The 22,769-nt window shown below is 41.4% G+C and carries 21 protein-coding genes and 1 riboswitch; of the genes, 7 read left to right on the top strand and 14 right to left on the bottom strand.

All coding sequences use genetic code 11. From position 1 onward, the window contains the following. The first annotated feature begins 1 nt into the window (after window position 1). Window positions 2-220: a hypothetical protein gene (locus tag I5349_RS06420; RefSeq protein ID WP_226389919.1), complete on the top strand. Its 219-nt coding sequence runs from the start codon at window positions 2-4 to the stop codon at window positions 218-220. A gap of 32 nt (window positions 221-252) precedes the next feature. On the opposite strand, the gene I5349_RS06415 is transcribed toward I5349_RS06420, so the two are convergent. After that, window positions 253-837: a methyltransferase family protein gene (locus I5349_RS06415; protein WP_226389918.1), complete on the bottom strand. Its 585-nt coding sequence runs from the start codon at window positions 835-837 to the stop codon at window positions 253-255. Window positions 838-870: 33 nt separating this feature from the next. Between I5349_RS06415 and I5349_RS06410 the strand changes: the two genes are divergently transcribed. Genes I5349_RS06410 through I5349_RS06400 form a run of 3 tightly spaced genes read left to right on the top strand, consistent with a single transcriptional unit; the run spans window position 871 to window position 3,042 of the window. After that, entirely contained in the window at window positions 871-2,079 is a 1,209-nt protein-coding gene (locus I5349_RS06410; RefSeq protein ID WP_226389917.1) for an NAD(P)-dependent oxidoreductase, read from the top strand. A gap of 33 nt (window positions 2,080-2,112) precedes the next feature. After that, window positions 2,113-2,766 carry a deoxyribose-phosphate aldolase gene (deoC, locus tag I5349_RS06405; RefSeq protein WP_226389916.1) on the top strand — a complete coding sequence of 218 codons (654 nt, stop codon included), beginning with the start codon at window positions 2,113-2,115 and terminating at the stop codon, window positions 2,764-2,766. Between the two features lie 3 nt (window positions 2,767-2,769). Beyond that, window positions 2,770-3,042: an acylphosphatase gene (locus I5349_RS06400; protein WP_226389915.1), complete on the top strand. Its 273-nt coding sequence runs from the start codon at window positions 2,770-2,772 to the stop codon at window positions 3,040-3,042. 2 nt (window positions 3,043-3,044) lie between these two features. Here I5349_RS06400 and I5349_RS06395 read toward each other — a convergent pair whose 3' ends face one another. Both I5349_RS06395 and I5349_RS06390 read right to left on the bottom strand, forming a co-directional pair. After that, window positions 3,045-3,548 carry a hypothetical protein gene (locus I5349_RS06395; protein WP_226389914.1) on the bottom strand — a complete coding sequence of 168 codons (504 nt, stop codon included), beginning with the start codon at window positions 3,546-3,548 and terminating at the stop codon, window positions 3,045-3,047. A gap of 136 nt (window positions 3,549-3,684) precedes the next feature. After that, window positions 3,685-6,216, bottom strand: coding sequence for a M14 family metallopeptidase (locus I5349_RS06390; RefSeq protein WP_226389913.1), 2,532 nt, complete (start codon window positions 6,214-6,216; stop codon window positions 3,685-3,687). 165 nt (window positions 6,217-6,381) lie between these two features. Between I5349_RS06390 and I5349_RS06385 the strand changes: the two genes are divergently transcribed. Continuing rightward, window positions 6,382-6,558, top strand: a complete 177-nt coding sequence (locus I5349_RS06385) for a PLDc N-terminal domain-containing protein (protein ID WP_226389912.1) — start codon at window positions 6,382-6,384, stop codon at window positions 6,556-6,558. Between the two features lie 10 nt (window positions 6,559-6,568). Here I5349_RS06385 and I5349_RS06380 read toward each other — a convergent pair whose 3' ends face one another. Continuing rightward, on the bottom strand, window positions 6,569-7,837 hold the full coding sequence (locus I5349_RS06380; protein WP_226389911.1) for a chloride channel protein: 1,269 nt from the start codon (window positions 7,835-7,837) through the stop codon (window positions 6,569-6,571). Window positions 7,838-7,860: 23 nt separating this feature from the next. After that, window positions 7,861-7,925: riboswitch (Fluoride riboswitch) on the bottom strand. Between the two features lie 51 nt (window positions 7,926-7,976). On the opposite strand from I5349_RS06380, the gene I5349_RS06375 reads away from it, so the two are divergent. Further along, on the top strand, window positions 7,977-8,720 hold the full coding sequence (locus I5349_RS06375; RefSeq protein ID WP_226389910.1) for a sulfite exporter TauE/SafE family protein: 744 nt from the start codon (window positions 7,977-7,979) through the stop codon (window positions 8,718-8,720). Here I5349_RS06375 and I5349_RS06370 read toward each other — a convergent pair. After that, the gene (locus I5349_RS06370; RefSeq protein WP_226389909.1) at window positions 8,697-9,599 is read right to left on the bottom strand and encodes a TIGR01777 family oxidoreductase; all 903 of its coding nucleotides are present in this window, start codon (window positions 9,597-9,599) and stop codon (window positions 8,697-8,699) included. The two genes, I5349_RS06375 and I5349_RS06370, sit on opposite strands and share 24 nt — an antisense overlap. A gap of 216 nt (window positions 9,600-9,815) precedes the next feature. Here I5349_RS06370 and I5349_RS06365 point away from each other — a divergent pair, with 216 nt between their 5' ends. Continuing rightward, on the top strand, window positions 9,816-10,577 hold the full coding sequence (locus tag I5349_RS06365; protein ID WP_226389908.1) for a methyltransferase family protein: 762 nt from the start codon (window positions 9,816-9,818) through the stop codon (window positions 10,575-10,577). Between the two features lie 55 nt (window positions 10,578-10,632). Here the strand turns inward: I5349_RS06365 and I5349_RS06360 are convergent, their stop codons facing one another. From I5349_RS06360 to I5349_RS06320, 9 genes are all read right to left on the bottom strand, one after another. Further along, entirely contained in the window at window positions 10,633-11,073 is a 441-nt protein-coding gene (locus tag I5349_RS06360) for a hypothetical protein (protein ID WP_226389907.1), read from the bottom strand. 78 nt (window positions 11,074-11,151) lie between these two features. Beyond that, window positions 11,152-14,064, bottom strand: a complete 2,913-nt coding sequence (locus tag I5349_RS06355) for a TonB-dependent receptor (RefSeq protein ID WP_226389906.1) — start codon at window positions 14,062-14,064, stop codon at window positions 11,152-11,154. Window positions 14,065-14,193: 129 nt separating this feature from the next. Further along, window positions 14,194-15,633, bottom strand: coding sequence for a beta-helix domain-containing protein (locus I5349_RS06350; protein ID WP_226389905.1), 1,440 nt, complete (start codon window positions 15,631-15,633; stop codon window positions 14,194-14,196). Between the two features lie 196 nt (window positions 15,634-15,829). Continuing rightward, window positions 15,830-16,786, bottom strand: coding sequence for an AAA family ATPase (locus I5349_RS06345; RefSeq protein ID WP_226390152.1), 957 nt, complete (start codon window positions 16,784-16,786; stop codon window positions 15,830-15,832). Between the two features lie 84 nt (window positions 16,787-16,870). Then, window positions 16,871-17,533 carry a pseudouridine synthase gene (locus I5349_RS06340; RefSeq protein WP_226389904.1) on the bottom strand — a complete coding sequence of 221 codons (663 nt, stop codon included), beginning with the start codon at window positions 17,531-17,533 and terminating at the stop codon, window positions 16,871-16,873. Next, window positions 17,533-17,724 carry a hypothetical protein gene (locus I5349_RS06335; RefSeq protein ID WP_226389903.1) on the bottom strand — a complete coding sequence of 64 codons (192 nt, stop codon included), beginning with the start codon at window positions 17,722-17,724 and terminating at the stop codon, window positions 17,533-17,535. Before I5349_RS06335 ends, I5349_RS06340 begins: the two co-directional genes overlap by 1 nt. A 182-nt stretch (window positions 17,725-17,906) precedes the next feature. After that, window positions 17,907-18,266, bottom strand: coding sequence for a response regulator (locus I5349_RS06330; RefSeq protein WP_226389902.1), 360 nt, complete (start codon window positions 18,264-18,266; stop codon window positions 17,907-17,909). A gap of 36 nt (window positions 18,267-18,302) precedes the next feature. Next, complete coding sequence (locus tag I5349_RS06325; RefSeq protein WP_226389901.1) at window positions 18,303-18,713, bottom strand: response regulator; 411 nt, start codon at window positions 18,711-18,713, stop codon at window positions 18,303-18,305. Then, a complete protein-coding gene (locus I5349_RS06320) occupies window positions 18,710-22,708 on the bottom strand; it encodes a CheR family methyltransferase (protein WP_226389900.1) in 3,999 nt (1,332 codons plus the stop codon). Before I5349_RS06320 ends, I5349_RS06325 begins: the two co-directional genes overlap by 4 nt. Window positions 22,709-22,769: the final 61 nt, after the last annotated feature.

The raw sequence follows: 22,769 nt of genomic DNA, 5'->3' as shown, positions 1-22,769 counted from the left end.
TATGGCAAAGAAATCTGAGGATAAAGAAAAAAAAGAAGAGCAAAAGCCTCGAGTTCATGATGACTTGAAAGGCTTCGATATCAATATTGACTCCTTTGGAGAGATCAAGACTTCTTTTGATATTGACAAGATCAATGATTTTCTCAATAAGACAGTAGATGATAAGAAACTCAGAGATAGAGACGATCTAGACATCCCTAAGAAAAAAGGAAAGAAATGATAACAGAGACCTCGGCTAACACCGAGGTTTTTTTATAGTAGCCGAGGGATGACTGCCTTCACTCGTGTTTTATACCTCAAATAATCCTCTCCAAATAGGGCAGTCAGCTTTTGCTCTTCTAGCCTAATCCCGATAGGTAAATATACCAATGTCATCAGTAAATGAATCAGACTTGACCCAGTTGGGTAGTAAATCAGATAACCTATAAAAATCAATAAAGTACCAGAATAAATGGGATGCCTCACCCAAGCATAAGCTCCTTGGATGACTAGCTCTTTTTTGCCTTGCTGCTCTTTTTGCAAACCTAAAAATGATCTAACACTCATGTGTCTAAATGCCCGCTTGATGATCAGCACGCCAACAGTAGTCAGCAATAATCCTATGTAGATCGTTTGGCGACTTTGTTCAAACAAAAAATCTTCTGTGATCCTGACCGAAAAGACCATGATGACCAATAAAAATATGGTGAAAAATAAGGAAAACAACAGCCGGTAGCGATTAAATCGAGAAGCCTCAGTTGGCTGATATTTTCTTGTTAACTTGTCGCTAGCCAGCAAGCTATGTAAGCTGTAAAAAGCGACCCAAGAAAGGATTAAGATTGTATAATCACCTATCATGAGAAACCAGTTTGATAATTTTTTTGAGCATCTATGAAAATCACACTCATCAGAGAAGGAAAAGTGCCCGCTGACAAAAGAGTGGCCTTTAGTCCACAGCAATGTAAGCAAATTCAAGAAGACTCGCAGAACCAACTTTCTATAAGTATCGAGCCAAGTGAGTTTAGATGCTATACTGATCAAGAATATAAAGACCATGGAATCGAATGTAGCGCGGCACTCGGTCAATCTGATATCCTCATAGGAATCAAAGAAGTACCTATCGACTCACTGATTCCTGATAAGACTTATTTCTTCTTTTCTCATACGATCAAAAAACAAGCACATAATCGAAAGCTACTTCAAGCCATTTTGGCTAAAAATATCACCCTGATAGACTATGAATGCCTCGTAGACGAGAGAGGGGAGCGAGTGACAGCTTTTGGAAAATATGCTGGAATAGTCGGTGCTTATAATGCCATTTGGACTTATGGTAAAAAGTACAAATGCTTTGATCTAAGACGAGCCAAAGACTGTTTTGACTTAGCAGATATGGAAACAGAGTATGCTAAAGTGAATCTACCTCCAATCAAAATCGTCCTCACAGGAGGTGGCCGAGTAGCTGGTGGTGCTATGGGAGTGCTGGATCGTATGGGCATAGCCAAAGTCTCACCGACAGAACTTCTAGAGCAAAACTTTGACCATCCCGTCTATGCAGCACTCAGTAGTGCAGATTATCATGAGAGAAAAGATGGTGGCGATTTCTCTAAACAAGATTTTTATAAAGACCCAACGGCTTTTAAAAGTACCTTCATGCACTTTGCTGCTGTAGCTGATATGTTGATCGCTTGTGCCTACTGGGATCCTAAAGCGCCTAGACTTTTTGAAAAAGCAGCTGTTGGAAATATTGACTTTAAAATCCGTGTGATTGCAGATGTGACTTGTGATATCGATGGATCCATCCCTACCACACATCGAGCGAGTACGATCTTAGATCCAGTATATGATATAGAGACCATCTCATTAGAAGAAAAATCTGCTTTCTCTGATGAAGACCATATCAGCGTCATGGCTATAGATAATCTTCCTTGTGAGCTACCAAGAGACGCTTCCTTATCTTTTGGCAAGCAACTAATGACCCATGTCATACCCGTGATCATGGACGCTCAAAACCCTATGCTACAAAGAGCCACTATTGCTCATGCTGGAAAATTAACGCCTCCTTATGCCTATTTAAGTGATTATGTGAACGCTCCTGCCTAATTTTGGTTAATCAATCAAAGACGAGTCCTCCGCATGAAAAATCTACATAGATACATAGAGCAAACTAACCTCAAACCCACACTCGTAGATGCCGATATAGAACAACTTGTTTCTGACGCAAAAACGCATGAATTTGGTGGCATATGTGTCCCACCATTTTGGGTAGAAAAGGCAAAAAGAGACCTTGGAGAAAGTGATACACAGCTAGTGACTGTGATCGGTTTTCCATTAGGCTATCAGATGACTGAAGTCAAAGCCTTTGAAGCCAAGCAAGCCATCAAAAATGGTGCGGATGAACTAGACTTGGTCTGGAATATTTCTGCTTTTAAGGCAGGGCTCACATGGCCAAAGATAGAAATCGCTAAAATAGCTAGCATTACACATGAAGCTGAAAAAGTGCTCAAAGTCATCATAGAGACCGCTTATCTGACGGAAGATGAAATCATCAAAGCCTGCAAAATATGTGCAGATGCTGGAGTGGATTTTGTGAAGACCTCTACAGGATTTGCACCAGAAGGGGCACAAGTCAATCATATCAAGCTCATACGCGAAGTACTACCCTCTAACATAGGCATCAAAGCCTCAGGAGGCATCAAAACATACGAGCAAGCCATCGCTATGATCACCGCTGGAGCTGATAGACTCGGCACTAGTTCCGGAGTAAATATCATCACTCAAATTAAATAAGCCTTGAAAGTCTGTCAACGCATACAAGTCTATGGCAAAGTACAAGGAGTATACTATCGTGCCAGCACCGTAGAAAAAGCTGTCTCACTCGGACTAACTGGCTGGGTACGCAATATGCCAGATGGCAGTGTATTGATAGAAGCAGAAGGTGACGAGGAACAAGTACAAAAGCTCATCGAATGGGTGCACTCAGGACCTAGTCAAGCAGTTGTAGACAAAGTGGAGGTAGAAGAGCTGAGTTTGAAAAATTATGAAGACTTTGACTTTCGAAGATAATATCAGGCTGTCTTTAGCTTCAAGACACCTTTTCGTTTGATTACCTTCACAGCAAAGTGCTCATTGATCATTACCTTGATCATGTTTTCCGCACAGATCGCTCTGGTATCTTTGTCGAATAGAATTGTCATCTTTAGCACAGCTTTTACAAAAGTCTCATCTTGGCAGAAAAATCTCATCCAAGCGCATAGCTGTTCGGTCCAGTCTTCTTGATATTTTTCCAAATGCGTGCGACCATCAAAAAGAAACTCTAGCTGATTTGACCCAAACTTATAGCGATAAATCCCTGCTAACTGATGATAGATAGCACTGATGTAAGTAGTCGGAAAGTTTGAAGCTTGAGCAATCTGTCTACTCAAGCTATCCTGTAGACCTAGCGGATTAAAAAGTTGGACGTATGACTCCTTCAGTATAGCAATAAGTGCTGGCAATAATTGCGCTTCTGCCGATTCTTGAGCTTGCCTCAGGATGTAATTCTTATCTAGGGGAAAAAACTTTTGATTCATCTGTTCCTATATGAATGCTTAAAATTAAGGAATTTATCCCTGATCAAAAGCGAAAATCAGCTTTTTACGCATTTGATGCAAAAGAAAAACCCGACCACTTTTCAGCAGTCGGGTTTAAATGAATGCTCAATTCAACTTATCTAGTGATCTGTCCGAAGAAGATACTATTGATGAAAAGTTTGTTAGTTCCAAACCAGAATGCTCTGAAGTTTGGATTGTCTGTAAAGCCTATAACAGAGCCTCTACCAACTCCAGACACTACTACACCAGCAGAGTTTTTCAGTTGGGCTAGCTGTGGCTTAGTGATATAGCCAGATGCCAAAGGCTGATCTGTGTACATCACAGGATTAGCAAATGGACTACTCGCTGGCTCCATAAATAGCGTTGTATTTCTAAAGAGATACGTCTCTGCACGCTTATGGCCATAAGCTACTGGATGCGTCAGATCTAGTTTGGCATTGAAAATCGCTCCACCTAGTCGCTGTGCACCATAGAAGTCTGATCTAGAAGCATATGGCAATTGCGCAGGATTCTCCTCTCCGCTACCGCCAGACTTGAATTTGAAGTTGCCTATACCATTGGCTGCTAGCCAAGAAACTGCTCCTTGCATCGCCACGATCGTACCTCCTCCAGCTACCCAATTTCTAAGGACATCTTTATTGATATTCCCATAGTTTCCACTGACCATGATGATCACATTGTAGCGGCTGAGGTCTGTTCTATTGACATCTCCAGTAGGAAGTAAAGTAGTCGGAATATCAAATCGCTGATCTAATAAGTGCCATACTTCACCTGCATTGTTGCTGCTTGCGCCACTCTCCACGAGGAGAGCTACTCGTGGCTTCTCTAGGTTAGTGAGGTTAGGGCTACCTAGCATCACGCCTTTAGTATTACCTGTATTAAGCGCGTAGATATCGACACCGTTGTCTTTAGCTACTTGTTCCATGAGGGCATGTAGCTCTTCTTGCGTATGCTTTTGTAGACTATTAGGAATCAAAATAGTCCCTCTCGCAAATTCTCTTCCGTCAGCTGAAGTAAATGGCTCTTGCATCACTTTGATGTTGAGGCCTTTATCCATCAACTGATAGGCAGCTCTCGCAGCATAATACTCAAACCACTCAAAAGCATAAGCATAGTCACTTACACCGCCAAGTACTTTACCTTCAGGACGCTTTACTTCTGTTACACGCTCTCCAAGGGATGGTTTTCCGCTGATTTTATCAAACTCTAAGTTGAATGCATAAGGAAGTGTCCACGAAGAAATGTCATAGAATAAACTATCCTTGAAGGTGGTGCGCGTTTCAAACATTGAATTGATCAGCTTATACTGAGGCTGATTAGTTGGAATGATATAGCTACTCTCTGGCTTGAATACTTTTCCATTGATCTTGACTTCCCCAGCAGGACGGTACATCTCAATGTCGTGAAAAGAGATGATATCCGCTAGGTGAGCGGCTTTGGTCTTGTCCTCGTCTGCTCCGAAGATATAAGCCTTCACTGGATCTGCTGCAGCTTCTTTTTTAGCTTCTTGATAGAAGTTTCTCTGGAAGTTGAGCAATTCCTCACGCATCTCATAGCCAGCTTGTAGCGTAGACATAGAGGTTACGAACTGATTTCTGATAGTAAAAGGAAATGAAAGTGGACCGTTGACACTTTCCTGTAAATGTCCTCTAGAGCTCGCCTGCTCAAATAAAATACCTATCGAACCCTGTACATCAGGATAAGTCGAGCCTTTACCGTAATAGAAGTCGTCAAAGCTCTCTTGACTGTAATAAAGTGAGCCGATTTGATCTAAAAACTTTGCATGATAAGTTCCGATCTTCTCTGTCAACTCAAAGTTTTTCCAAGGAGTATTCGGGTTATTTCTCGCTGGCACTCCTGGCTGGAAGAAGAAAGTGCTATTAGTTCCCATCTCATGGTGATCTGTCAAGATGTTTGGTCTCCACTCTTGAAACTTCTTGATACGACCTCTTGACTCTGGATGCTGTACTGGAAGCCAGTCTCTGTTAAGATCAAACCAATAGTGATTGGTACGACCGCCTGGATAAGCTTCATTAAATTCTCTTGAGTTAGGATCTGAGACTAGGTTTTTACTCTTATGCGTATTCACCCAGCTAGCAAATCTATTGAGTCCATCAGGGTTGATAGACGGATCAAAAAGAATCACTAAGTCCTTCAGCTTATTTTCAATGTCTTGACCTTGTGCGGCAGCAAAATAGTAAGCCACCATCAATGCAGCATTGCTACCACTTGGCTCATTACCGTGCACGCTATAGCCCATCCAAAGGACTCCAGGCATATTTTTGACGTCTAGACTCCCAGATACTGCTGGATCTACAAGTTTCTTATGATCCGCTTTGATCTGATCGATTTTGCTATGGTTAGCAGGGCTTGTGATCGTCAAAAGGTACAAAGGTCTGTTCTCATAAGATCGCCCGTACTCCTCGATCGTCATACGATCAGACGCTGCAGCTAGCGTTCTCATGTACATTGCCAATTGGTCATGGCTCACATGCCACTCACCAGGCACATAGCCGAGTACCGACTCAGGTGTAGGGATGTTAGGGTCATAAGTGACATCCTGAGGTAAGTAATAGTCCATCGTGACTTGTGCTTGTACAAAGCCAACAGTCAATAAAGCCATTACCAGAGTAAATATTCTTTTCATGGTGTTCTTTTTTAGGTTGATTTCCTGATTAGTGCCTTTAATTTAGGGAAAAGAAAATCTCCAAATATCCTTTTTTGGCAGAAGGTTACATTATCTGACTAGTGGGCTGGCATTTACTTGGCAGATTAGAGGCTTTTACCTAATTTCATTCAAAAAAATAACGCTATGATTGGCTACGGTTCTATAATCTTGATCATCAGCATCTTCGCTCTGATCGATGTACTTCGAACGAATACTTTCAAAAGCGAAACAGATAAATTGCTCTGGATCGTAATAGTACTTATAGCACCACTTTTAGGAGCCATCATTTGGTTTACTTACGGCAAAAATCGGCTTTCTTAATACATCACAACTAAAGGCCAAACCGCATTTTACCAAACAAGATCGCTCTCTTATAAAATCGCTGCGCACCGTAGATACCCGTCTGACCTGAGGCCCAATAGGCTACCCAACAAGCAAGTGCCAACCAAAGTCCATGCTGTGCTCCAAATAGCTCCATGCCCATCAGTGTACAAGCGATAGGCGTCTTAGTAGCTCCAGAAAACACCCCCACAAAACCACTAGCCACCAATAAAGGTAAAGGAGTAGTAAAAAACTGAGAGAGTGCATTGCCCATGGTAGCACCTACAAAAAATAGCGGTGTCACTTCACCTCCCTTGAATCCAGCCCCTAGTGTAAATGATGTAGTGAGTGTTTTGACAATAAAATCATACCAAGGAAGCGGTCCCTCAAAGGACTCAATGATCGTAGGTATCCCCAAACCTATATACCTGTCTGTACCCATCATCCAAACACTTAATGCGATAAAAACTCCCCCAACAAAAGGCCTCCACATAGCTTTACTCACAAGGCCTTTGAAAAACTCTGCCCAAAAATGACAAGCCCACGCAAATACAGCACCCATGATCCCAAAAGCCACGCTAGCCAAAAAGACACTACTTAGATCAACTACAGAAAATGAAAAGAAGTCATCAATGAAATAGGAAATATGACCTACACCTGTGGCATGACAAACCCAATCAGACGTATAGGCTACGATGAGCAAAAATGGAAGCGCCCACCAACGGTAACGACCTATCACAACCACTTCAAGCGCAAAGAAAGCGCCCGCCCAAGGCGTCCCAAAGACAGCGGCAAATCCCCCGCTTATTCCCATCAAAAGCAATAATCTCCTCTCAAGCTTGGATAGAGGAATCCAAGCATAGACACGATCTGCAATCGCTCCTGCCATCTGTACGGCAGTTCCCTCTCGACCAGCAGATCCCCCAAAAAGGTGCGTAATCAAAGTGCCTATCAACACTAATGGCGCCATCCTGAAGGGAATAGCTTGCGCTGGAGCATAATATGATTCTAGCAACTGGTTATTTCCTCTAAGCACTGAAGTGCCATATCGCTGATAAAGCCAACCAATCAAAAGACCTGCGAGTGGAAGGCCTGCCACTATCCACAGATGAGCGGTGCGAAACTCAGTCACCCCCGCCAATGACCATAAAAAAAATGCCGAAGATATACCAATAGGCACGCTGATCACCAAGGCTATGATGAACCATTTGATAAGAAAATAGCCACTAAGGACATCACGAGAAGAGAGAAATTTGGAGACAAACCTGTTTCTGGACATATGCATATCTAGCTTATAAAGCGACTGAAACAGGAGTCATCAGCCCTGTAAGGGCGGTTGCAGGTGGAACCCCATCACCTTTTGTATAGCAAATATAAATCTTCTTGCTGATTTTGAATACATTTAATTAAAAAAGGACATGGCACTCAAATCTCTCATTTTATTTGCCTTACTAGCACTCATCGCTGAGATCTTGGGGACTATAGGAGGCTTTGGTTCATCCATGCTCTTTGTACCACTAGCTCAGTTTTTCTTTGATTTTCAGACGGTGCTTGGGATTACAGCACTTTTTCATGTGTTTAGCAACTCCGCCAAACTGATCTTGTTTTTCAAACATATTGATTGGAAAATCTCTTGGACACTAGGCATCCCTGCAGTGGTTTTTGTCTCAATAGGAGCTATTCTAACTAACCTTATAGAGCTTTATTGGGCCAAAGTAGCCCTTGGTGCTTTTCTGATCGCTATGGGAACACTCTTTTTAGTCAAACCAAACCTCACGTTTCAGCCAAGCACCAAAAATACACTACTTGGTGGTACCATATCAGGATTTCTAGCTGGATTAGTAGGTACGGGAGGAGCTATTCGTGGATTGACATTGGCTGCTTTTAGCTTGAGCAAAAATGCATTTATAGCCACTTCCTCAGCCATAGATTTTGGCGTTGACCTGAGCAGGAGTATCATCTACCTGAGCCAAGGCTATCTAGACCGCAGTCATTTATACTACTTCCCTACGCTAATCATCATCGCATTCTTAGGCTCATGGATAGGAAAGAAAATTCTCCAGTATATCCCCGAGATGCTCTTCAAAAAAATCGTTCTTGTGCTCATCGTTTTACTCGGAATGGTAACGCTCTATCAATCACTTACTGAAAATATCCCTTAACGCATCTTCTACACGTGGGTATTTAAACTGAAAACCAGCAGCAGTTATCTTTTGAGCTGAAAGTTTAGAACCTCCCAAGACAATCTGCGCCATTTCTCCTAATATCAATTTGAGTAAAAACCCCGGAACAGAAATACCTAGAAAAAATTTCCCTTTAGCTTTAGCCGCCTTTTGAGTCAAGTCTCTATTGGTCTCGGGATGTGGAGCCACTGCATTGAAAGCCCCACTGATCTCATGCGTCAATGCAAATAAAAAGAGCTCCGCTAAGTCTTGGATATGAATCCAGCTCATGTATTGATCGCCCGATCCGAGTGGGGCCGCCACTGGTGGCTGTAGCATCTGAGGAAGTGCGCCTCCTTCCTTTGCCAAGACAATACCTATGCGAACCATCACAGTTCTCAAACCCAATGTTTCGATCTGTGTCACTTCATGCTCCCATGCCTGCACTACTTGTGCTAAGAAATCAGAACCAGCTGGTGCAGACTCATCTAGAAGAGACGTTCCTGTATCAGCTCCATAGATTCCTATGGCACTTGCGGATACAAATATTGTGGGCCTATTAGTTGCACGATCAATCGCTTCTCGAAGTAGCTGTGTGCTATGTGTTCTACTATGCAGGATTTCAGCCTTGCGATCTACGGACCAGCGCTTCTCTGCTACGCCAGCCCCTGCTAAGTGTATGATAGCATCTGCCCACTCGATCCCTTCTTGGTCTATTTGCCTTTTGGTAATATCCCAAGTGAAAGTCTTGATCAAGCCATCAGCTTTACTACGACTGAGATGAGCCACTTCATGTCCTTTATCTATCAAGAGCTTAGTCAAAACAGTTCCTACCAAACCCGTTCCTCCAGTGATCAATATGCGCATATTCTTATCCATATGATGATGACTTTGAAGTTAGGACTTTGTTTGCCTTCTTCACATTTTTTTGATTTATTAACAATTACTTCATCTAGCTAATTAAAAAAATAAGCGTCTCGAAAGCTAAGATGCTGTAGAATTGACATCTTGTCCTTATCTTTCGAGTCGATTCAAACACTTTAGTAGTGATTGAAAGCATTTTAGGGTCAAAAATACATTAACCACCAATAAACTATGGCATTACAAGAAGAAATGGAGCAACAGGGTAATTTCCTGTTTAGACATCGAAGCAATCTCCCATTGATTATCTTAATATTAAGTTTAGCAGTATTTGCTTATCAAGAGTGGGCTAATGTGCCTACTAGTATAGACGGCATAGTGACGGAAGAAACCTTTAAAATCATCTGCTTAGCTGTGTGTCTGTTTGGACTCTTGATCAGAATCTACACAGTAGGATACACTCCCGCCAATACTTCTGGTAGAAATACTGCTGAAGGGCAGGTAGCTGATGTAGTCAATACTACAGGTATCTACTCTACTGTGAGACATCCACTTTATGTTGGCAACTTCTTTATGTGGCTAGGCATCGCTATGCTTACGGAAAACCTTTGGTTTATCGTAGCATTTTGCCTGATGTACTGGGTATATTATGAGCGCATCATGTACGCTGAGGAGCAGTTTTTACGCAAAAAATTTGCTGAAAGATATACCGATTGGGCAGCGAGAACACCAGCTTTTATCCCAAGTTTTAAAAACTTCAAAAAGCCTAGCATTCCGTTTAGCATCAAAAAAGTGCTGAAAAAAGAAAAAAATGGCTTGCTCGCTATCTTCGTCTTGATCTATCTATTTGAATTGGTAGCACTCGCTATAGATGGACAGCTGGAAGCCTCATGGAATCAAGGTATTTGGTTTTATGGCTTCATAGGATCAGGTATCTTGTATATCATCCTAAAAGGAATCAAGAAATCAGACTTCATGAAAGAACAAGGAAGGTAAAATGATTTGATCATACAACGAAAAGCCTCTGCTGTAAAGTAGAGGCTTTTTTATGTCAAAGCTGACGACCTTCTTTCGCAGTTTTTTGATCTATGAGCAGGCCAATGACAGAACCTATGGACATACCAATTGGAATACCTAGTGCTAGATTATCCATAGCCATGCCGATCGGAATACCTATAGCCATCATCGCAGGCATCATGATGACCATCCAGAAGCCTTTACGGTATATTTTATACGCTTTCTGCAAATATGAAAATAGCTTAGTCTTCTCTTTGATATACACACTACCATTTTGAGAGGCGGTAGGCATGACACTAACCAAAGCTTCCAATTGATCCATTACAGAAGCGGCTTGCTCTTGAGGAATGACACCTCCAAACTTATCTGGAAGACGCAGTAGCGCATCTACTTCATACATATTATACTGATGCTTGGTATAGCTAGCAGCGCGCTCACAGATGAATTGTTTATAAGCTTCTATTCTTTCTTTCATTGGCTAAAAATAAAAAAACAACCTGACTCATTAAGCCAGGTTGTCTGCATTAGTAGGTTAAATGGTTAAATAAATAAACTATTGAATATTGTAGTTGAAAGATAATCTAAAGGTTCTTCCGGGGTTAAACGCCTCTGTGGTATAGAAAGTACCCTGATCTTCTTGATACCTGATAACACTGTAATCTAGTAAGTTATTAGCCGTAAGTGACACTGAAAACTTCTCATTGAGTGCTTTTGATATTTTCAAGTTCATCTCAGGAGTCGGTCTATTACTTGTGATTCTATTGTTCTCCTTATCGGTGATTTTACCATATACCTCATAGATATCTGGTGCTGCTCCCGAGCCATTTGCAAATAATCTAGCCCCAAATAGATTGGTGTATAAGTTGATATCCCAGCCTTTGTCGATATTCTCATAACCCAACATCAAGTTAAAGATATAAGGAGACTGAGAAGCAAAAGGTCTGAAAGACTCGATATCTGGAACTATTCTTCTTCTTACTTCAAACTCCTGCTCGCTCAAATCAACTCTGGAGTAGATATAAGTGAAGTTAGTGCTAAACTTAAAGTTTTTCAAAGCAGGTGTGATGAAGTCAAGATTCTTTCTCAACTCGATCTCTGCGCCATAGATATTACCCTCATTAGTATTTACATATCTATATTGAGGTTGATCTGTAGCAACATCTAGCTCTTGTATGATAGGATTCTGGAAATTTTTGTAAAAGACACTGATAGCAAATAATTCGGCTGCAGATGGAAACAACTCATATCTCAAATCCAAGTTGGTGATGTTTGTTCTATCCAAATTTGGGTTACCCACGACAGGGAAACCTCCTAACAAGTCAAAAGAAGCAAAAGGAGCCAACTCTCTCATATTAGGTCTTGCGAGCGTCTGTGTAGCCGAAACCCTCAAATTTGACTCCTCTCTCAATTTGTAGATAAAGTTTACTGAAGGCAGCACATCTAGCGCATCTATTATGCCTGGAGTAGCATTAGGCACTTGAGAGATCACCTCAAAGTCTGTCTTCTCTACTCTCGCACCGATAACTGTTTTCAACTTCGCTGTCAAATCGTAAACACCCATAAAATATCCAGCTAATACTTGCTCTGTACCAGTGTAAAAGTTTTCAGGTCTTGAGTTATCGTTAAAAGCATTGCCAAATATTGGTGTGCCGTCTTGCTCAAAAGCTATCACGCCCATATTTCCTGCTGCAAAAAATCTATCAAAATCTCCAGTGGCTTGACGATAAGTAACGTATCGTTCGTCATTGTTTGGAACGCCAGTATCATCTAACTGATATCTTCTTTCCGAGAAGTCTCTATCTTTTCGCGTACCGAAGAAACCATATTTGATATCTAATTTATCATTGATAGAGGTCTCTAGGTCTAGTTTTAAGTTTATTTGATTATCCACCAAGTCTCTAAAAAAGTGGAAAGGTCTATCTACCTCTCTCACGAAGAAGTACTCACCATTGTTATCCACTGGAGAACCGATAAATCTTGTATCAGGCTCGTACTGCTTAGAGACAATATAGTTAGCAGACCAGATAATTTTTGTTTTGTCTAACTGATGATCACCTTTGATCTGTGAATTAAGCAAGTTTCTTTGCGTGAAACCAATTACCCTGTTTCTGTATGCTCCGAATGATAGTGCCCCTGGAAATGAGCCTTCTGTCATGTCTAGTACAAATTTATCTGTACCATTATTATACATCATACTGAGCGCTATATTATTTTTTTGCTTGTACTGATAAGCAAGTGTACCCACAAGTCCATGTGTAATCTGCTCATTACTCTCTGTACCAGAGTTGATCAAGAAATCTTGCATCCTATTTTCAGGACTGATCTGAGCAAAGTATGAATTGATGACACGGTTATCAAACTGAGTAAAGTTTCTTCTGTAGTTGATACCGACATTGTAACCCAAGTAGTTATCCCCAACGGCTATTCTATTACCTATTGTAGCATTGACTGAGTGGTTGATAGGAGGAGAGTAATTGTCTACTTCAAAAGACCTATCAGAAAAGCCTCTCATAGCAGCATTGTAGTTGTCGATATCTGACTGTGAAGCCACACCATTAGCAATTTGTACTCTGTATAAGTTGGTATTGCTTAGGTATGGATTGTTTTCAAAGCCTCTTGGAATAGCCCTGCTACCATCATCATATCCTAACCAATCTAAAGATCCTCTGACGCGATCTCTTTTGAAACCGTTATTGAAGGTAGTTTGATCATTGAATCCAAAAGAAGTATTAAAAGTAAAGTAATACTGATCTGGTAGTGTCTTAGTAGTGATATTGACTGCTCCACCTGTAAAGTTACCCGGTAAATCAGGAGTGAATGTTTTCTTAACTACTAGGTTATCCACCATAGAAGTAGGGATAAGATCTAGACCAGCACTATTTTTATAAGGATCAGTATTAGGTAGTGTCACACCATCCATCGTAGAGATACTGTATCTATCACCTAAGCCTCTCATGACGATGTATTTTCCGCCTTCTACAGTAGCCCCAGTGACTTGCTTCATAGATTCAGCTGAGTTGGTGAAGCCTACTTTATTGATTTCTTGAGCAGAGATACCATCCTGTACAGATAGCGAACGCTTCTGTAGTTGAAGTAAAGCGATTTCATTATTATCCATTCTCTTTGCAGAGACAGTCACTTCTTCCATCTGAAAATCTTCAGGAAGTAGGCTAAGATTGAGCGTAGTTACTTTACCATCAGTCACGACTACATCACTGACAGTTTTCTTTTGATAAAAAATATAAGAAAATAATACCGAGTACGTGCCTGGCTCTACTTCTAAATAAAATTTACCGTCCAAGTCCGTAGAGACACCTTTTTCTAATGCGGCAATGTATACATTGACTCCTAAAAGAGGTTCTCCATTTGATTCATCAATTACTTTTCCTGTAATCGTGCCTTTTTGAGCGTAAACCAAAGCACTTGTCATTAGGAATAATGATAAGAGAAGAAATATTTTTTTCATTTGTTATTTATTTAACCCGCACAAAATTATGTATTGTTTGAGCAGGCATCACCCTCATTCTGGTTATCAAAAAATTAAATAAAAAAGGGGGTCTTTCGACTCCCTTAACATTAGATTAATGCTTGAATATTAGTCAGCAAGATATCCAAATCTCGCAAGTGTAGTCCATCCAGCGATCCAAGAAGCACCTGAAGGATTGAAAGCACCTTTGTAGTTAACAGTTTCAGCTTCAGTTGGAGTAGCTACTGGTGCACCTAGGTCAGCACCTGGTATTGGGTTCAATGTCCCACTACCATTTGTTCTACCGATGCCACCTAACATTGGGTTCATAAATGAATTCCCATTTGCATTCAAATGGTCGATAATAGCTTGACCGTTTGCGTCAGTAGCACCAGAAGTGATCGCTAGCATATCTGCTATACCAGTAGCATTACCAGCATACCATACGTTACCACCGATTGTGTATTCTTCTTCAGTCACAAGTTTGTTATAAGAATCAAAGCTATCACCTCTATCTTCTACCTCTAAGCCTTTACCGTTTGCCTCAGTGATGATAGAGTTATAAAGTGAGATAGCCGCACCATCTCTCATCAAGATCGTAGCAGCATCAGCTGATCTAGATCCATCTGTAAGACCTCTTCCTATAAATGTTGCGTTATAGATTCTCGCAGTACAGTATAGCGGGCTATCGTCAGGAGAAGCACCGTCCCACTCACCTAGGTGATCTGATTCATTACCACCTTGTAGTGCAAAGACAAACTGTGCATATCCAGACCATCCTAGGTCAAAGTCAAAAGCATCATCTTCAGCAAAAGCTACAGATACTCTTTTGATATTTACAGTACCACCAAAGATCTCGATACCGTCATCACCAGATACGAAGATGTCGATGTCCTCTATGACAGTTTCTCTACCTACACCACCAAGTGTAAGACCTTGGATCTCATCACCAGGACCGATCTCAGCACCTGTAAATCTGATAGAAACATACTTCAAGATACCAGAGCTATGGTCATTATCATTTCCACCATAAAGTGCTCTAGCCTCACCGTCAGGAATACCTTCGATTTGTACTTCAGTAGCTCCACCTACGTTCATCTCAGCTTTACCCAAGATGATAAGACCTGCCCAAAGTTTAGAATTTGTTTGATTTAAAGAGATATCTCCACCCAATGCTTCAGAGTCTAACTCAGAAGTAAAAATGATAGGTGCTTGAGGAGTGCCTTCTGCATCTATTTGAGCCTCTCTAGTGATGATCAGTGCAGACTCGTTACCTGGATTTTCTCCAGTTGGCTGAGATACACCCATGATCACAGTACCTGGCTCTATAGTCAAAGTACCACCCTCTACGAAGACATAACCATCTATGTAGTAAGTAGTATCAGCAGTCAATGTTCTGTCTGTAGTGATAGAACCTGGAAGTCTTCTCTTAAGCTCTTCTGGATTGTTGTAATCATCAATAAGCTCATTAGAACCTTGATCTGGATTTGGCTCGTCATCATCATTACACGCTGTGAACGTGAGTAGCGCTCCTAAGAGCATGAAGGATAATAAAGAAAGTCTTTTCATAATGGTTAATTGAGTTAGATAAAATTTCATCACAAAGGTGACACTCCCATATTAACCCATCGGTCATGAGAATTTAATTAATCATTAATTAGCAATGGACTTTGTTAATTTGCTGTTAAGCCTCAGCTAGGTCAAAAAATGAAAGGATACAAAAAAAGCCCTTTCGGGCTTTCTGATCGTTTTTTACGCGTGTTACCTATTTGTTAATAGGAATTTTGCTCAAAATCTTAGCGATGATGTCATGCGTAGTGACCCCATCAGCTTCTGCTTCATAGTTGAGAATGATACGGTGATTTAGTACATCATCAGCTATCGCTTTGATATCATCTGGCAAGACATAGTCTCTTCCTTCAAAGTAAGCAATGGCTCTAGCGGCCAAATTCAAGTTAATACTTGCCCTAGGTGACACACCAAACTGAATATACTTCGCCTCCTCTTTGAGTCCATAAGCCGCTGGATTTCTCGTAGCAAATACCAACTCAATAATATACTGCTCTAGTGACTCGGCTATCTTGACTTGGTTGATCTCATCTCTGATCGCAAAGATGTCCTCTTTGGTCAGTACAGGATTGATCTCCGCCTTAAACTGCATATTGGACATCCTACGCATAACCTCTAATTCATCTTGCTTTTTAGGATAGTCGATGTGCACTTTGAGCATAAATCTATCCACTTGCGCTTCTGGTAGCGGATAGGTTCCTTCTTGGTCTACTGGGTTTTGAGTAGCCAAAACGAGGAAAGGTCTGTCTAACTGATAAGTATGATCTCCGATAGTCACTTGCTTTTCTTGCATAGCCTCTAGGAGAGCTGACTGCACTTTAGCAGGGGATCTGTTCACCTCATCTGCTAGGATGATATTGGAAAAAATGGGCCCTTTCTTGACCTCAAAATTACTCGTTTGCTGATTGTAAATCATCGTACCCACGAGATCCGCAGGTAATAGATCAGGGGTAAACTGGATACGCTTAAAGTCTAAGTGAAGCACTTGCGCTAAAGTATTGACCGTAAGTGTTTTGGCAAGTCCCGGAACACCCTCTAAGAGGATGTGACCATTGGTAAACAGTCCAATAAGTAGCCTATTGACCATATAGTCTTGACCCACTACCACCTTTTTGACTTCTTCTATGACTTGCTTGATCTTCTCTTGATGAATGCCTTTTACAGCTGCTATATTGTCATTTTCCATAATACTTAACCTAATTGGTTCTAAAAATATAAATTCAATTTGGAACAGCCATTATTTTTTGGACTTCAATTTAGGAAACTGCTTCTTTTGTTGGCTAAATCTCGGCTTTGAACTAATCTCTTCAGACCGTGCAGGAATGCGACAAGCGGTATATACTTCCTGCTGACTAAGCTCGCGCACCGCTCCACTATCAAATCCAGCAGCAGTCAGCCCTTCAAACTGCCATCGAACCAATCTCAAGGTAGGATAGCCCACAGCGGCAGTCATTTTTCTCACTTGTCGGTTTTTGCCCTCCACGATTTTGATCTCTAGCCAAGCAGTCGGTATTTGTGCGCGATACCGTATCGGTGGATTTCTTGGTGGCAATTCAGGCTCCTCTGCCAATAAGCGTACAGTAGCAGGAAGCGTTTGGTAAGGCTTACCATCTACTGTGATCGTGACGCCTGCCTCTAGCTGCCTGATCGCCTCTGCATCAGGAATGCCCTCCACTTGAGCATAGTAGGTCTTTTCATGCCTAAACCTAGGATTGAGCAGGGCATGATTAAGCTGCTTATCATTGGTGATGAGCAACAGTCCCTCACTATCCTTATCCAGCCTACCCACAGGATACACATCAGGAGGAAAATCAGCTAGTTCCTTTAGCGTAGGTGGCTCACCACTAAACTGTGTGACTGTGTTGAAGGGCTTATAGATCAAAAAATACCGAAGGCTCATCAGCTACCGCAGCCTACACATTCAAATTCAGAGCTTGATGGCTTAGTTCCCTTCAAAACCATCTCTAGGTTATGAATTTGATCTCTGATCTCCATATCACTAAACATATCGCCAGTGAGCTTTTCTTTTAGCTCAGCGATTTGTGCTTGGATCTTTTCCGCTTGTTGTGTGTCGAGTGTGGTCGTTTGCATAAGTTTGGGATGTTTGTTAAAGTATAAGAAGGTGTCTCGGCTCAAATTCGTTCATCCTTCAAGCCAAAATCTGTTCAATGAAAATACGTTCTTTTTTTGAAAAATCAAGAAGGAAAACACAAGTGATGATGTAAAAGCTAAAATCAATAAGTATCAGCACTCAAAACTAAGGCATGATCGCGCTAGTGACTTCTACCATTATTTAAAAACTTCACTAAATCAGCAGTCTCGTATTCGCCCTTGATCAAAAACTCAAAACGAGCTCTATCTTGATCTGAAAATTCTTGTAACAAGCTCCCTGTATGCGCTATGACACGATTGTCAGGAAAGTGCTCCTTGATTTTATAAACAGTCTCTATTCCATTAGAATCAGGCACATGAAGGTCTGATAAGATGATGTCTCCAACTGATACGGAAGCTTTGAGCAAATCTCTGAGCCATTTATACTGAATGAGTTGTTGCGGTTCGTAACCTCCTTTGAGAAGTTTTTTGGAAAGTATCATATACTCAAGCGCGCTATCCTCTAATATATGAATGGTCATAGGCTTGCAGGTTTGGGGATTGTTCTATTGCATAATTTACATCGATTTTGACCAAAAATCAATGACTGCCTGTAATATTTCTGTGTAATGTTTATTTTCTACAGGTTTGACCAAATAAGCGTTTGCTCCCAACTTATAGGCTTTTTCAACGTCATTATGATAGTTACTCGTGCTGAATATCAATACCTTAATATGACTAGCAGGAACGTGAGATGCCCGCAAACTGGTGAGCAACTCAAAGCCGTCCATGTCCGGCATATTTAAGTCCAGAAGCACAATATATGAAATGGTCTCATCTCGCTCTGTACTGAGCAGATAGTCAAGCCCTTTTTGTGGTTCTTGAAAGACCAGTAAATCAACTTTTATCTCTAATCGTTTGATCGCTTGCGTCACTAGGAGAGTATCTATCGAACTGTCATCGATCATGATTAACTGGATATGACTCATATGGCTTGGGGAAATTTAAGAGTGAAAGTGGTGCCTTTGTCTAGTGCTGAGCTGACCGAAATCTCTCCAGCGTGTCGATCCATGATTTTTTTGCAAATAGAAAGGCCAATGCCTGAGCCATCTACATGCTCATACCTCCCTACTCTGGTAAATAACTTGAAGATCTTAGGGATGTTCTTTTGGGCAATACCTATCCCATTATCTGTGACAGTTACTTTGACGTACTGATCTTCTATCTCGCTCTTGAGATAAAGTTCTGGGGAGACATTTGTCTTTTTGTATTTGATAGCATTGCTGATCAGATTTTGAAAAAGCCTAACAAGCAATCCCTCATAGCCCTTCACATCATGTGTTAGATTTTCCACGTGTACTGTGACATGATTTGAGCTAATTTGGCTCTTGAGTCGTTTCACAGACTCTTGAGCGACTAGTTGGAGATTTACTTCAGTGAGTGGCTCGTCACTTTGACCCGTCTTGGAGTATTCGAGCAGGTTATTGATCATCTTGATCATCCCCTTTCCTGACTGTATCGCCAGCTTGAGCATCTCCATGGCCTCTTGATCGAGCTTTTCGTGGTGATCTTCTAAGATGATGTCTAGCAGAGAGGTAATGCTCCTGACGGGCTCCTTGAGATCATGAGAGGTGATGTGCGCGAAGTCCTTCAACTCATTATTGATCATAGCCAGCTTCTGATTTTGCTGCTCGAGTTGCGTATTAACCTTTTCTATCTCAAACTGATACTGACGCTCTAGCGTGATATCTGTCTGTATAGCAAAGAAGCCATCTGGCGTACCATCTTCTCCATTGTATGGCTGACAAACTATCTTGCTTAAAAACTTCTCACCATTCTTTTTATAATTAAACAGCTCTACATCAAATGGCCTCACTGCTTTGATCGCCTCGCTCATCTCTTGGACCTTGTCTAGCTCAGTCTCCTCTCCTTGGAGTATTTGACCAGGCTTTTTGCCTTTGACTTCGTTTAAGGTATAACCCGTTGATTTCACAAATCCTTGATTAACCCAAGTGATCTGACCTTTGATATCTGTGATGATGATCGCGTTGGCTGTCTCTGTAGCGATCAGAGAAAGTAGCGCTAACTCTCTTTCGTAGGTTTTACCCTTCGTTATATCTCGGGTAGCGGTAAGTATTTTGACGATTTCACCCGACTCATTAGTGATCGCACTAGAAGTCGTCTCAAACCACTTCAAATCCCCCGACTTAGTCACGTAGCGATATTCTATGGCAGTGTTCTGCTTCTGCTTAGCTACCGGCTGATGACTCATCTCTCGGATACGCTCGCGGTCTTTAGGGTAGAAAAAATCATAAGGATCTCTACCGATCAACTCCTCAGGCGTGTAACCCGTCAACTCTTTACAGCTTGGAGAAACATATTCGAAACGACCATCCACATCATGTACTCCGATGAAGTCACTTGAATGCAGGGCAATCATTTTGAAGAGATCTTCTTGCTCTGCGATACGTTGTTTGGCAGCAAACAAATTAGATTCTGATTGAGAAAGTTTATCTTTAGTCAGTTCTAGCTGAGAGATATCTAAAAGTGATAAGACCACTCCTTTGATCTCATTTTTTCCTGTTCTGAAAGGGTTGATTTTGAGCAAATACTTTTTATCTGAAAAGTCCTCCACTACCTCCTCAGAGGAGATCAAGGTACGCAGTACCTCTTCGATTTTTCCTAGAAAATTATCGATCTTCAGATGCTCTTTCAAGTCACTAATATGCCTTCCGATATCTTGCTTTTTGATACTCAAGATACCCTGCATAGAGCGGGTGTACTTTCTGATCATCAAGTCCTCATCCAAAAATAGCATGGAGATATCAGTGCTATTGATCAAGTTATTGAGATCATCATTGACTACGGAGAGTTCTTGGACTTTTTCTTGAAACTCCGAGTTGACAGTGTAGAGTTCTTCATTGACAGATTCTAACTCCTCATTGGAGCTTTGGAGTTCTTCGTTGGCTGCTTGCAACTCTTCATTGCTGGATTCTAACTCTTCAATGGTCGTTTGGAGATTTTCTTTGGTGACACGAATCTCGCGTTCCAGTGCGTGAAGTTTCTCTTGAGCATCCTTGCTCAGATCTATAGACTGAGTGACAGTATTGGTTTCTTTGCTATCATCGTCTAAGCGCTCTTCAAACAGCACAATGATCATTTTGCCCACTTCATCCAACTCAATGAGTGAAAGCCTCACGGAAAAATGATAACTTCTATGATGATGGATATGTACATGATCTATATTCAAGCTCAGGCCTGTAGCCCAAACTTTGGTCATCGCTACATCAAATGTCAAAGAAAGCTCCTTTGGCAGCATACCGATCAGGTTGAGACTGACTTCACCTGGAGCGATTTTCAAAAACTCAAAAACATTCCCCGTTGTATGGATGATCTTACCCGTATCATCACAGATCACCGATAGTGGGACAAATTTCTGTATCAGCTGTTTATTGATCTGCTCTATCAATTGTCTTTGATTGGCTTCTTTATATTTTTTGAGGCCACCTCCCGAGCTATCAGTGCTGATAGGGGTGATCTTTGGATATTTGAGTGAAGGTGTTTCTGCCAGTGGCAAACTTTTTTTGTTACGATAGATTTTCCACTTCTTGTCAACTTCTGTGAAGTAATCTTGAGAAGCACCTAAAGACTCGCTAGCTCCCAAAAAGAGAAAGCCTCCATCCACCAAAGTATATCTGAAATAGGAAAAAACCCGCTGCTGTAGCTCTGGCTTCAGGTAGATGAGGAAATTACGACAAGAGACTAAGTCTATCCTAGAAAAAGGTGGATCGCTGAGGATATTATGCACAGAAAATACGATCATCTCTCTGATCTCCTTGGTCACCTTAAAGCCTCCAGCAACCGGCACAAAAAAGCGTTTTAAAATATGCTCAGGCACCTCATGAATGATACTATCAGGAAAAACCCTATTCCCTGCTGTTTTGATAGCCTCTCGATCTAAATCGGTAGCAAAGATGGATACTTGAAGAGAAAGCTTGTGCTCTATCAAAAAATCTTTGATCAGCATCGCAATTGAGTAGGCCTCTTCACCAGTAGAACAAGCAGGAATCCATACCCTGAGTGCATCATCAGGCTTATTTTTACCAGCCAATATCTCCGGTAATACTTGATCTCTGATCGCTTCAAAGGCATCCGCATCCCTAAAAAATTTCGTCACTCCTATCAATAAATCTTTGGTCAGAATCTGCGCTTCATCAAAGGACTCCTTGAGCAATGTGATGTAGTCTTTCCAACGCTTGATACCTAATATGGACATCCTGCGCTGTATCCTTCGGTAGATCGTAGAGACCTTATAACCAATAAAATCAATCCCTGAAGTAGTATAGAGAACTCCTAATATCTTATGTATGTGCTCTGATTCGATGCTTTGCTCATCGCCTTCTTCTGACAGGATAGGGAGACCTTGATAGTAATCGATGATTCGCTGAGGTATTTCCAGCACTGGGAGGATCAGATCAGCCGTTCCTGTAAATACTGCATTCTTAGGCATCCCGTCAAACTTGGCATCCTCTGGGCTTTGGACTACGACTAAACCTCCATTTTCCTTGATCCGCTTGATGCCTTCAGAGCCATCACTTCCAGTACCTGATAGAATAACCGCAGTGGCCTTAGCAGAAAATTGATCTGCCAGAGAAATAAAAAATGAATTGATTGGAAAGCTCAGTGCCTTGTCTTGCTTATCTATCAATCGAAAGGTCTGCTGCTTAGTAATGTAGACAAACTTCTGAGGTGGATTGAGATAGATATGATCTGGCGCTATGCTCATCCCATCAGTGATCACACTGATCTTCAGCGTAGTATAGCGACTAAGCAATTCATTCATCATACTTTTATGATGAGGCGCCAAATGCTGTATCACGATAAAAGCCAATCCTGAACCTTGGGGTACATGACTAAAAAATGTCTCCAAAGGCTCTAATCCCCCTGCAGAGGCACCTATTCCCACGATACCCTTGATGTCCATAATTTGCAATTTCGCTTAATTTAAGGAAATTCTGTTTAAATATTGAAGCCAAAATCAGGAG

It is taken from the genome of Penaeicola halotolerans (genome assembly GCF_016464625.1).
Taxonomy (GTDB): domain Bacteria; phylum Bacteroidota; class Bacteroidia; order Cytophagales; family Cyclobacteriaceae; genus Penaeicola; species Penaeicola halotolerans.
Note: the sequence above shows the minus strand (reverse complement) of the source record. Positions and strands in the feature narration are given on the sequence as shown.

Excerpts from the sequence above, each read along its gene's own strand:
- I5349_RS06420 (WP_226389919.1), top strand. The coding sequence starts at position 2 with ATGGCAAAGAAATCTGAGGATAAAGAAAAAAAAGAAGAGCAAAAGCCT.
- I5349_RS06415 (WP_226389918.1), bottom strand. The coding sequence starts at position 837 with ATGATAGGTGATTATACAATCTTAATCCTTTCTTGGGTCGCTTTTTAC.
- I5349_RS06410 (WP_226389917.1), top strand. The coding sequence starts at position 871 with ATGAAAATCACACTCATCAGAGAAGGAAAAGTGCCCGCTGACAAAAGA.
- deoC (WP_226389916.1), top strand. The coding sequence starts at position 2,113 with ATGAAAAATCTACATAGATACATAGAGCAAACTAACCTCAAACCCACA.
- I5349_RS06395 (WP_226389914.1), bottom strand. The coding sequence starts at position 3,548 with ATGAATCAAAAGTTTTTTCCCCTAGATAAGAATTACATCCTGAGGCAA.
- I5349_RS06390 (WP_226389913.1), bottom strand. The coding sequence starts at position 6,216 with ATGAAAAGAATATTTACTCTGGTAATGGCTTTATTGACTGTTGGCTTT.
- I5349_RS06385 (WP_226389912.1), top strand. The coding sequence starts at position 6,382 with ATGATTGGCTACGGTTCTATAATCTTGATCATCAGCATCTTCGCTCTG.
- I5349_RS06380 (WP_226389911.1), bottom strand. The coding sequence starts at position 7,837 with ATGTCCAGAAACAGGTTTGTCTCCAAATTTCTCTCTTCTCGTGATGTC.
- I5349_RS06375 (WP_226389910.1), top strand. The coding sequence starts at position 7,977 with ATGGCACTCAAATCTCTCATTTTATTTGCCTTACTAGCACTCATCGCT.
- I5349_RS06370 (WP_226389909.1), bottom strand. The coding sequence starts at position 9,599 with ATGGATAAGAATATGCGCATATTGATCACTGGAGGAACGGGTTTGGTA.
- I5349_RS06365 (WP_226389908.1), top strand. The coding sequence starts at position 9,816 with ATGGCATTACAAGAAGAAATGGAGCAACAGGGTAATTTCCTGTTTAGA.
- I5349_RS06360 (WP_226389907.1), bottom strand. The coding sequence starts at position 11,073 with ATGAAAGAAAGAATAGAAGCTTATAAACAATTCATCTGTGAGCGCGCT.
- I5349_RS06355 (WP_226389906.1), bottom strand. The coding sequence starts at position 14,064 with ATGAAAAAAATATTTCTTCTCTTATCATTATTCCTAATGACAAGTGCT.
- I5349_RS06350 (WP_226389905.1), bottom strand. The coding sequence starts at position 15,633 with ATGAAAAGACTTTCTTTATTATCCTTCATGCTCTTAGGAGCGCTACTC.
- I5349_RS06340 (WP_226389904.1), bottom strand. The coding sequence starts at position 17,533 with ATGAGCCTTCGGTATTTTTTGATCTATAAGCCCTTCAACACAGTCACA.
- I5349_RS06335 (WP_226389903.1), bottom strand. The coding sequence starts at position 17,724 with ATGCAAACGACCACACTCGACACACAACAAGCGGAAAAGATCCAAGCA.
- I5349_RS06330 (WP_226389902.1), bottom strand. The coding sequence starts at position 18,266 with ATGACCATTCATATATTAGAGGATAGCGCGCTTGAGTATATGATACTT.
- I5349_RS06325 (WP_226389901.1), bottom strand. The coding sequence starts at position 18,713 with ATGAGTCATATCCAGTTAATCATGATCGATGACAGTTCGATAGATACT.
- I5349_RS06320 (WP_226389900.1), bottom strand. The coding sequence starts at position 22,708 with ATGGACATCAAGGGTATCGTGGGAATAGGTGCCTCTGCAGGGGGATTA.